The sequence below is a fragment of the Chroococcidiopsis sp. [FACHB-1243] genome (assembly GCF_014696895.1).
Classification (GTDB): Bacteria; Cyanobacteriota; Cyanobacteriia; order Cyanobacteriales; family Chroococcidiopsidaceae; genus Chroococcidiopsis.
In genome coordinates this window covers 85,923-93,678 of sequence record NZ_JACJQX010000032.1, presented here as the reverse complement: position 1 = coordinate 93,678, position 7,756 = coordinate 85,923, and the positions used below count along the sequence as shown (strand labels likewise).

At 42.5% G+C, this 7,756-nt stretch carries 9 protein-coding genes and 1 pseudogene; 2 read left to right on the top strand and 8 right to left on the bottom strand.

Annotated elements, in window-relative coordinates; all coding sequences use genetic code 11:
* A pseudogene (locus H6G17_RS22535) lies at positions 1-180 on the bottom strand (aspartate aminotransferase family protein); the annotation flags it as partial.
* 65 nt (positions 181-245) lie between these two features.
* Positions 246-665 carry a hypothetical protein gene (locus H6G17_RS22530; RefSeq protein WP_192160848.1) on the bottom strand — a complete coding sequence of 140 codons (420 nt, stop codon included), beginning with the start codon at positions 663-665 and terminating at the stop codon, positions 246-248.
* 299 nt (positions 666-964) lie between these two features.
* Between H6G17_RS22530 and H6G17_RS22525 the strand changes: the two genes are divergently transcribed.
* Positions 965-1,762 (top strand): class I SAM-dependent methyltransferase, encoded by a 798-nt coding sequence (locus tag H6G17_RS22525; RefSeq protein ID WP_192160847.1) that lies wholly within the window; start codon positions 965-967, stop codon positions 1,760-1,762.
* A 114-nt stretch (positions 1,763-1,876) separates the two neighbouring features.
* Here the strand turns inward: H6G17_RS22525 and H6G17_RS22520 are convergent, their stop codons facing one another.
* The 3 genes from H6G17_RS22520 to H6G17_RS22510 form a co-directional block, all read right to left on the bottom strand.
* Positions 1,877-2,212 carry an antibiotic biosynthesis monooxygenase gene (locus H6G17_RS22520; protein WP_192160846.1) on the bottom strand — a complete coding sequence of 112 codons (336 nt, stop codon included), beginning with the start codon at positions 2,210-2,212 and terminating at the stop codon, positions 1,877-1,879.
* Between the two features lie 72 nt (positions 2,213-2,284).
* On the bottom strand, positions 2,285-2,470 hold the full coding sequence (locus tag H6G17_RS22515) for a hypothetical protein (RefSeq protein ID WP_192160845.1): 186 nt from the start codon (positions 2,468-2,470) through the stop codon (positions 2,285-2,287).
* 232 nt (positions 2,471-2,702) lie between these two features.
* Entirely contained in the window at positions 2,703-3,299 is a 597-nt protein-coding gene (locus tag H6G17_RS22510) for a hypothetical protein (protein WP_192160844.1), read from the bottom strand.
* Between the two features lie 560 nt (positions 3,300-3,859).
* On the opposite strand from H6G17_RS22510, the gene H6G17_RS22505 reads away from it, so the two are divergent.
* Positions 3,860-5,038: a serine/threonine-protein kinase gene (locus H6G17_RS22505; RefSeq protein ID WP_192160843.1), complete on the top strand. Its 1,179-nt coding sequence runs from the start codon at positions 3,860-3,862 to the stop codon at positions 5,036-5,038.
* A gap of 407 nt (positions 5,039-5,445) precedes the next feature.
* Here the strand turns inward: H6G17_RS22505 and H6G17_RS22500 are convergent, their stop codons facing one another.
* The 3 genes from H6G17_RS22500 to H6G17_RS22490 all read right to left on the bottom strand — a co-directional run bounded on the left by H6G17_RS22500 (position 5,446) and on the right by H6G17_RS22490 (position 7,638).
* A complete protein-coding gene (locus tag H6G17_RS22500) occupies positions 5,446-5,784 on the bottom strand; it encodes a cupin domain-containing protein (protein ID WP_192160842.1) in 339 nt (112 codons plus the stop codon).
* Positions 5,785-5,845: 61 nt separating this feature from the next.
* Positions 5,846-6,622, bottom strand: a complete 777-nt coding sequence (locus tag H6G17_RS22495; protein WP_192160841.1) for a class I SAM-dependent methyltransferase — start codon at positions 6,620-6,622, stop codon at positions 5,846-5,848.
* A 137-nt stretch (positions 6,623-6,759) separates the two neighbouring features.
* Entirely contained in the window at positions 6,760-7,638 is an 879-nt protein-coding gene (locus tag H6G17_RS22490; RefSeq protein WP_192160840.1) for a LysR family transcriptional regulator, read from the bottom strand.
* Positions 7,639-7,756 lie beyond the last annotated feature (118 nt).

Genomic DNA, 7,756 nt, shown 5'->3' with positions numbered 1-7,756 from the left:
GAGATATTCTTTTCCTGTAGTATCCCAAACCCGACAACCTGCACCCCGTTCTAAGGCTATGGGGAAACGGGCATATGTGTCCATGACTGACTCTTTGAAGCGATCGAAGTCATATTCACCAGTTTGTTGCAGATTGGATTCTACGACTAATGTAGGCTGAGAAACAGTGTCTAAGCTCATGGATGATTCCTTAATTGTGGGTGGTAGAATTCTAGGGACGTTATATGTAAGTCTCTATAAAATATTCAATTACCTACTTGTAAAATCTCTTCTAAAATCAACTTTTCAGCAGTAGAGTTACCTACACTCAGCTTTACTTTAGCGCGATCGCAGGCATTTAACTTACCATTCGGCTCGAACTGAAAATCTTGCTCCCGTACAAACCCTTGCGCTTGGAGTTTCTTCAGGGCAAACTGGGTTGCCCACTCTACCAAATCTAGTTCGGGTTCGAGATATTGAGGATGACGTAAAAGCCAGCGACAAGCATCAGGATCGGTATCGGCAAGCTGATAAAGTGCCGTAGCCAAGATCTCCTCGACACATTTAGGGCTAGGTAAAACGGTAAAAAAGTCTTTAAGCGAGCTAATTAGCGTGGGTGTTTGAGTTTTAAACACATCTACGGCTAATTCAACATGTGGCTTACAGGTACTATTAGATATACACATAATGGCTGCCTTCCACTTCACTCACCCATCGGCAGACAAGACAACACAGAGTGGTTGACAGTGCGTTGACAGTTTACCGTTGACCAGCGATCGGCGATCGATCCCCGATTAAGTTGTCTGACTTTAAATTTGAAGTTAAAAGAAAAATGTGAATAATTTGTGAACCGTAGTAGCGCTATTTCTGGCGATCGTATATAAACTTAAGGCGAGGGGCGAGAGAATTCGGAATTCGGAATTCGGAATTCACTGGTCACTGATAACTGCTCCCTCAACTCTCCAATCCCTATCCTTAACAAAACATGAACGAACAGTCCTATTCCTACGAGGCACTCCAAAACCAAAAAAAGTTTTATGATTCTCGGTTTCAAGCAGGTTATATGCAGGACTTTTCAGGATTATTTGAGTCCTGTAGATTTTATGCAATGCAAGATATATTGAAGCAAATAAAATCGAGCGGTTTCAATCCAGCATCGATTTTAGATTATGGTTGTGGCGAAGGACGATATCTCAATTTGTTAAAAGATTTCTTTCCTACATCTGCTCTCCACGGCTGTGATATATCAGACGAAGCATTAACAATTGCTAAAAATCTATATTCATCAGCTCAATATACTCCCATGAGTGATGAAACAGTTAATTTACCTGACAATTCTTTCGATCTCATCATCTCCATAGAAGTTCTAGAACATGTAGGTGATGTTGCTCAGTCTATGAGAGAGATCGGTCGATTACTCAAACCGCAAGGGATGACAATATTATCCACGCCTTGCGCCAATAAATTTTCTTTTGAATGGTGGCAAAATCGCTTGACGGGAGGCTTGCAGCCATCATTTGATGGTTATGGCAGATTTAAAACCGATGAACCAGGGCATCTACGCCGACTTTGCGATCGCCACCTGAAATCTCTATGCTCTGAGGTCGGGATAGATATTTATAAAATCTATCATCGCGCCCATTTATTTGAAACCCTTGCCCCTAAAGGTAGACTATTTAAGCGCATACCTCAAGCTTGCGTTGGTTTTGGCATGTTAGATTGGTATCTATTCAAAAACTTCCCCAACGGTTCAACGATGATTGCTTTAGGAAAGAAAAGATAGCGCTCTTGTTGACAGTTATCAGTGGTCATTGGTCATTGGTCATTGGTTGACGGTTGATTCTTTTCCCCCTCAGCTCCCTCAGCTCCCTCAGCTCCGCGACTCTCTCTTCCCCTCTCAGCTCTCTTCCGCTGCCTGGGGCTGAATTTGACAAACCACTTCATAAAGAGTAGTTGTAGGAGCGCGATCGAATAAAGGAGACATCTTTTTTAGTATGCTCCTGTAGTTTTCCTCATGCTCGTTAGCTTCCATCTCATCTACACTTTCCCAGAAAATCACAGAAACGCCTCGATCTGTCCCTGGTTCTTGCAGAAGATATGCACCTTTAAATCCATGTCTATAAGTTGAAACTGCCTGTTCGTAAATTCTTCTTGCTTCTTCAAACCTGCCCGGTTTGAATTCTCCAACTGTAACTTGAGTATATTGCCGTTTGAGAAAATCCTGAAAATCCATCGTTTATCACCTGAATAATTTATTGGTCATTTATCATTTGTCATTAGTAAGTAGTTTCTAACTTACGACTGATTAATTTGTCTGTTCTATCTTTTCTAATAACTTTTTTGCCATTTCAACTGATACAACGATCAGTTCTTGTTCTTGCTGTCCCTGACCACCTTCATCGCTAACTTTAGGGTAAATATGAGGATTGGCAAGCATCCCGGCTAGAATTTGGGAGGCAACTTGTTTGACTTCTTGTGGATTCACATCCATTTTGAATTTTGATAACTGTAGATTTAATCGTTAAAAATGATTTTATAGTCTTTTGCTCTCACAATTGATTAAAACTATAGATTTTGTTGCGAAACTGTGGCGATCGCAGCTTGGGGCTAGGAATGCAGCAAACGTTACGAGCTGTGTTAGATCCCCGATTACCGCACTCTACCCTCTGCTATTTTGCCATAGCGATTGAACCTAAATCTAAAATCTAAATCAAGCAGTTCTACTAAATTAAACCTTGAGCAACGAATAAAACTGCAAACAGGCTAGATACTAAGGCAAGAAATCTAAACACGGGGGCAACTTCTTCTATATGGCGATTTGGTTTGAGAAAGAAACTTTGTACGAAGCGCGATCGCTGTACTGAAATAGACACGAACAAAACAAACCAAAAGGGTAAACTTAAAGTAGAAACTGATAAATTTAGATAGGAATAATTAGCACAAATTAATAAGAAAATATTCCATAACACAAGCGCTGAAACGATAGCTTGCCAGTAAATAGGACTCCCGTTTCGACGAGGAAATTCCTCAACACGCGCTGCTGGTAAAAAACCAGCTTGTTTAATGTAATCAAAAAAGCTCTGAGTACTTTGAGTCAAAAAAACAATATTGGCAGGATATTCAGCAACGGTGTGTCTAATTCTAACTCCACCCCACGTTTTTTCTAAAGAAACAATTTGCTGCGGGTAAAATTTATAGTTAGCCAACAAAAAAACATTCAGTTTTAGTTGGTTATAATCTGCTGACAAATTCGCTAAAGGTTGAGGCAGTTTCATCTCCCCAACAGAAACACCTCCAATCAAATTTGCTGAATGCGGCATTTGAAATTTATCCTACTAATTGTTCAATTGACATGCGATTTCATGAATCTAGTTGTATTCTTCCCCTTCAAAACAGCAACTATATCAAGAGGTAGGTCAAGATAACACAAAGTTACATAAGCTATTCTTATAAATTGCTTTCATTTTTTAGCTACAGTCACTCTATGAGATCTCATGGCAAAGTCACAAGCCTCATTCTGCCTAGCAAGGGAGCAATCGATGCTCGGTTAAGAAGATGTTCAAATTCCTGCAAGAAATTGCAGCAAACAGAGCATGACGCAGGAATTGCGATTTTAATCGCTCTTATTGCCTGCAACCCTGCTCTATAATCTATGAAGATAGTGTAAAACTTGAATGAGTCTCGTTACAGTCCGCCAACCAAGCTAAATGAAACCGTGCAGCATATACAGACAACTATAACTGGATAACAGATTATTAGAAATAGATCGAGTTAACTTTACAAATTGTACAAATGCGATCGATTGAGCAACCAATAGTGGGCTGCCGTCCATAAAAATTTGGATCGAGAAATTTGGGTCAAAAACTTTCGGTCAACTACAATGTTAGGCAAGTTACTAGAGGGACGTTATCAAGTCATGCAAGTTCTGAGTGCAGGGGGTTTTTGTCAGACCTACCTCGCTCAAGACACCCATATTTCCAATCGCCCTACATGCGTAGTCAAGCATCTCAAACCTGCCAATAGTTCTCCTAATGCCCTACAAACGTTGAGATGGTTGTTTACAGGCGAAGCCCAAGCTTTAGAAAAACTAGGGTGTCACAATCAAATTCCTCGGCTGCTAGACCACTTTGAGGAAAACCAAGAATTTTATCTCATTCAAGAATTCGTACAAGGGCATACCTTAAGTGCAGAACTACAACCAGGTAAGCCTTGGAATGAAAGCCAAGTGTTTTACATGTTGCAAGAAGTACTGCAAATCTTGGAGTTTATTCACTCGCACGGCTTAATTCATCGCGATATCAAGCCGAATAACTTGCTCAGGCGCAAGCACGATCGCCGTCTGGTGCTAATTGATTTTGGCTCGGTCAAACAAGCATGGACGCAGGTTGTGACGCTGCAAGGGCAGAAGATCAATACGTTTTCCATTGGCTTACCAGCAACGATTACAATCGGCACTCCTGGCTACATGCCCACAGAACAAGAACGAGGCAAGCCTCGTCCTAACAGTGATATCTATGCTTTGGGGATGGTGGCAATTCAAGGTTTGACAGGCATTCATCCGACTCAGCTAGATACCGATCCAGATACCTGTGAAATTCTATGGCGACACTATCGTAAAATCAGCCCCGAACTAGCGCAAATTATAGATAACATGGTGCGCTACGGCTTTAAAGATCGCTACCAATCTGCAACAGAAGTCTTAGCAGCCCTAGAACCTCTAGCAAATCGGTATCAACCCGTACTGCATTATGGTTTTCACGAATTACATGGTACTCAGGCTCAGATACCCACAGTAGCGCAAGATTCGCACTCTTTACTGGGTGAAGAAGAGACTGTTTCTTATAGCTGGGGCGATCGCCCACAATTACAAATACCAAATACAACTGGCAAAGCTACAGCTGCGATTTCAGCCAAAAGATCGACTTCCTTACTCGATTTGGGAATTGGCGCGATCGCTTTAGCGACTTTACTCGTAGGTATCTATTTCGCCTCCCACTCTCCCACACCAGCCTTCAAACCAGAAAAGTATCCTGTATCAATTCCCTTAAAAAGTAAATAGCACGCGAAGTTAAAAGTTCGTAGGGGCGGGTTTAGCGAGAATCCCTCATCATGAACAAAGATCGTTTGCCAAAACCCGCCCGTACAAAAGTGAAAAATTCGTAGGGGCGGGTTTGGCGAGAATCCCTCATCATGAACAAAGATCGTTTGCCAAAACCCGCCCGTACAAAAGTGAAAAATTCGTAGGGGCGGGTTTAGCGAGAATCCCTCATCATGAACAAAGATCGTTTGCCAAAACCCGCCCGTACAAAAGTGAAAAATTCGTAGGGGCGAGTTTAGCGAGAATCCCTCATCATGAACGAAGATCGTTTGCCAAAACCCGCCCGTACAAAAGTCAAAAGTGAAAAATTTGGTGCTATGGGCTTTTGACGCTGTGACTGAGTGGTGATTTATTTGTGCTATGCTGCGCTACTCATTTTTCTCTGACAAGGTTAGTAGAAAAGCTAAGTTTTCCTCGGCTGTTAAAGCGTGGGGAGCATTTGCAGGCATGAAGACGAATACTCCTGGTTCTAGAACAATGTCTTGTCTTTCTAGAGTGAGAATTCCCTTGCCATCCAACACGTTGACGGTAGCGTTGCGAGTAGATGTATGTTCGGAAATTTCAGTTCCAGCCGCGAGACAAAACAGAGTGTATTGACAGCAACTATCTTTAACCAGCACTTTACTCAATACCCCAGCTTGGGGATATTCAATATTTGCGCGTAACTGCGTGGATGAAGATCGTAAGGGTAATAGGGTGGTACTCATGGGTTCATCGGTTAAAAGTTAAAAGTCAAAATGCTCAAAGCTATTGTTGATAGGTGTGAGCTTAAGAGCGAACAGCAGACAAAATAATGTAACCTAAGTCCTGGCGATACTTTTGGAAAACTTGGCGCATTGTTAAAACTCGTTGCCGAATTTGCGATCGCGTCAGTATATTCCACAAAATACAGATTGAATTGAAAATACCTTCGTCTGCAAGCATTTGCTGCGGTTTGAGCAATCCCATTTCTCCGGTTTGATGTTGCTGTACTGTTAATCCAGCCGCTTTACAAGCTGCAATCCAACTAGACTCTGATAAAGGGGTAGAATTGACTCGGATCGCTTGTGCTAAAGCGCGGTGAATCTCTGCTTCTCGATTTTGTGCTAACAGTTCGTGAGATAAAAACTTACCACCAGGCTTGAGGCGATCGCGAATTCCTGCTAAGATTTTTGCTTTTCCTGGCGGAGATTGCATGGTCAGGATCGCTTCTGCCAATACATAATCAAACTTTTCTGTCAAGCGATCGAGATGAAAGATATCGCCTTCAATAATTTCAACTCGATCGCTCAAACCTGCTGTGGCAACATTAGCACGAGCGAGAACCACAGAATCGGGATTTTTCTCAATTCCCACAACCCGCACGCCATAGCGCTGAGCAATTGCGATCGCGCTTAAACCAAAACTCGCTGCTAATTCTAAAACCGTTTCCCCAGGTTGAAAATTCGCCCATTGAAATAGTTGCTCTGTCGCCAAACGTCCGCCTGGACGGAGATATTTTTTGCCTGCTGCTGCTAAAACTTCATGTCCTGGGGCAGTTTCGTAGTTAAGGGTAGCGTGGGTCATACATTTGACCTCTAAGTTAATTCTTGGCTACCTTTACTGTGACAAAATAGCCTTGAGTTATCTATGAGCTAGCTCAGTTGTCAGGGAGTAGGGAGTAGCGACTTGCGACTTACCAACTACCAACTACCAATTACCATTCAACAATTAACTTCTTCAACTACTTGACGGAATGCTTCAACTATGGGTGATGCGTCTTCTCGTCGCCATGTAAAAGCATACTCCAATGTTGGTGCATCGTCGCCGATCGCCACAAATACCACTCCTGGATTTTTGACTTGCTGCATACTCGGTGCTAGAAGGCTAATTCCCAATTGTGCTGCTAGCAAGCCGATAAAAGTTTGTCCTGTAGTTCGGTGAACGATTTTGGGGGTAAATCCCGCTCGTTCGCAGCAATGGATAATATAGTCGTACAATACGGGTCCATCCTGTCGCTGGTGTAGTATCAGTGTTTCATCAGCAAGTTCCGACCAAGCGATCGCCTTTTGTAGTGATAGTGGATGTCCGCCTGGTAAGGCAAACATTAAGGATTCTCGATAAATAGGTAGTACTGTCAAAAATGGCGTGCGCAGGGGTGGATGCAGAAATCCTACATCGATTTTGGCAAGTCTTAGGGCTTCTACTTGGTTTTCCGTGCAGGCTTCCAGAATATCGAGTTCGATCTGGGGAAAGCGATCGCGAAATACAGAAAGGACTTTTGGCACAATTGTCTGTAAAGCCATTTCCGTAAATCCTATGCCCAATCTTCCCGATGCTTGGATAGCAGTTTGACGCACGGTACAAATTGCTTGCTCTGTCCGAAGCAAAACTGCTTGCGCTTCTGTTAAAAAGACTTTTCCCGCCGCTGTTAGTTGGACTTGGCGCGTGGTGCGATTGACAAGTTTAACTCCCAGTTCTGTTTCTAGTTGAGCGATCGCCCGCGATAGAGACGGTTGCGCCATGTGTAGCTGTTCGGCAGCGCGTCTGAAATTTAGGGTTTTTGCTAGGACGACAAAGCAACGCAACCATTCTATGTTCATAAAGCTAAGTTCATAACGCTAGGAGTAGCGATCGCTTATCTTTTTGCATCTCATTTACCGATTGATACTAATAGTGAATCAATCTTTAGGAATATTTGTATTAATTTTTACCAATTCT

Bases quoted from the DNA above. Each gene is read 5' to 3' on its own strand.
- H6G17_RS22530 (WP_192160848.1), bottom strand. From the start codon at position 665: ATGTGTATATCTAATAGTACCTGTAAGCCACATGTTGAATTAGCCGTA.
- H6G17_RS22525 (WP_192160847.1), top strand. From the start codon at position 965: ATGAACGAACAGTCCTATTCCTACGAGGCACTCCAAAACCAAAAAAAG.
- H6G17_RS22520 (WP_192160846.1), bottom strand. From the start codon at position 2,212: ATGGATTTTCAGGATTTTCTCAAACGGCAATATACTCAAGTTACAGTT.
- H6G17_RS22515 (WP_192160845.1), bottom strand. From the start codon at position 2,470: ATGGATGTGAATCCACAAGAAGTCAAACAAGTTGCCTCCCAAATTCTA.
- H6G17_RS22510 (WP_192160844.1), bottom strand. From the start codon at position 3,299: ATGCCGCATTCAGCAAATTTGATTGGAGGTGTTTCTGTTGGGGAGATG.
- H6G17_RS22505 (WP_192160843.1), top strand. From the start codon at position 3,860: ATGTTAGGCAAGTTACTAGAGGGACGTTATCAAGTCATGCAAGTTCTG.
- H6G17_RS22500 (WP_192160842.1), bottom strand. From the start codon at position 5,784: ATGAGTACCACCCTATTACCCTTACGATCTTCATCCACGCAGTTACGC.
- H6G17_RS22495 (WP_192160841.1), bottom strand. From the start codon at position 6,622: ATGACCCACGCTACCCTTAACTACGAAACTGCCCCAGGACATGAAGTT.
- H6G17_RS22490 (WP_192160840.1), bottom strand. From the start codon at position 7,638: ATGAACATAGAATGGTTGCGTTGCTTTGTCGTCCTAGCAAAAACCCTA.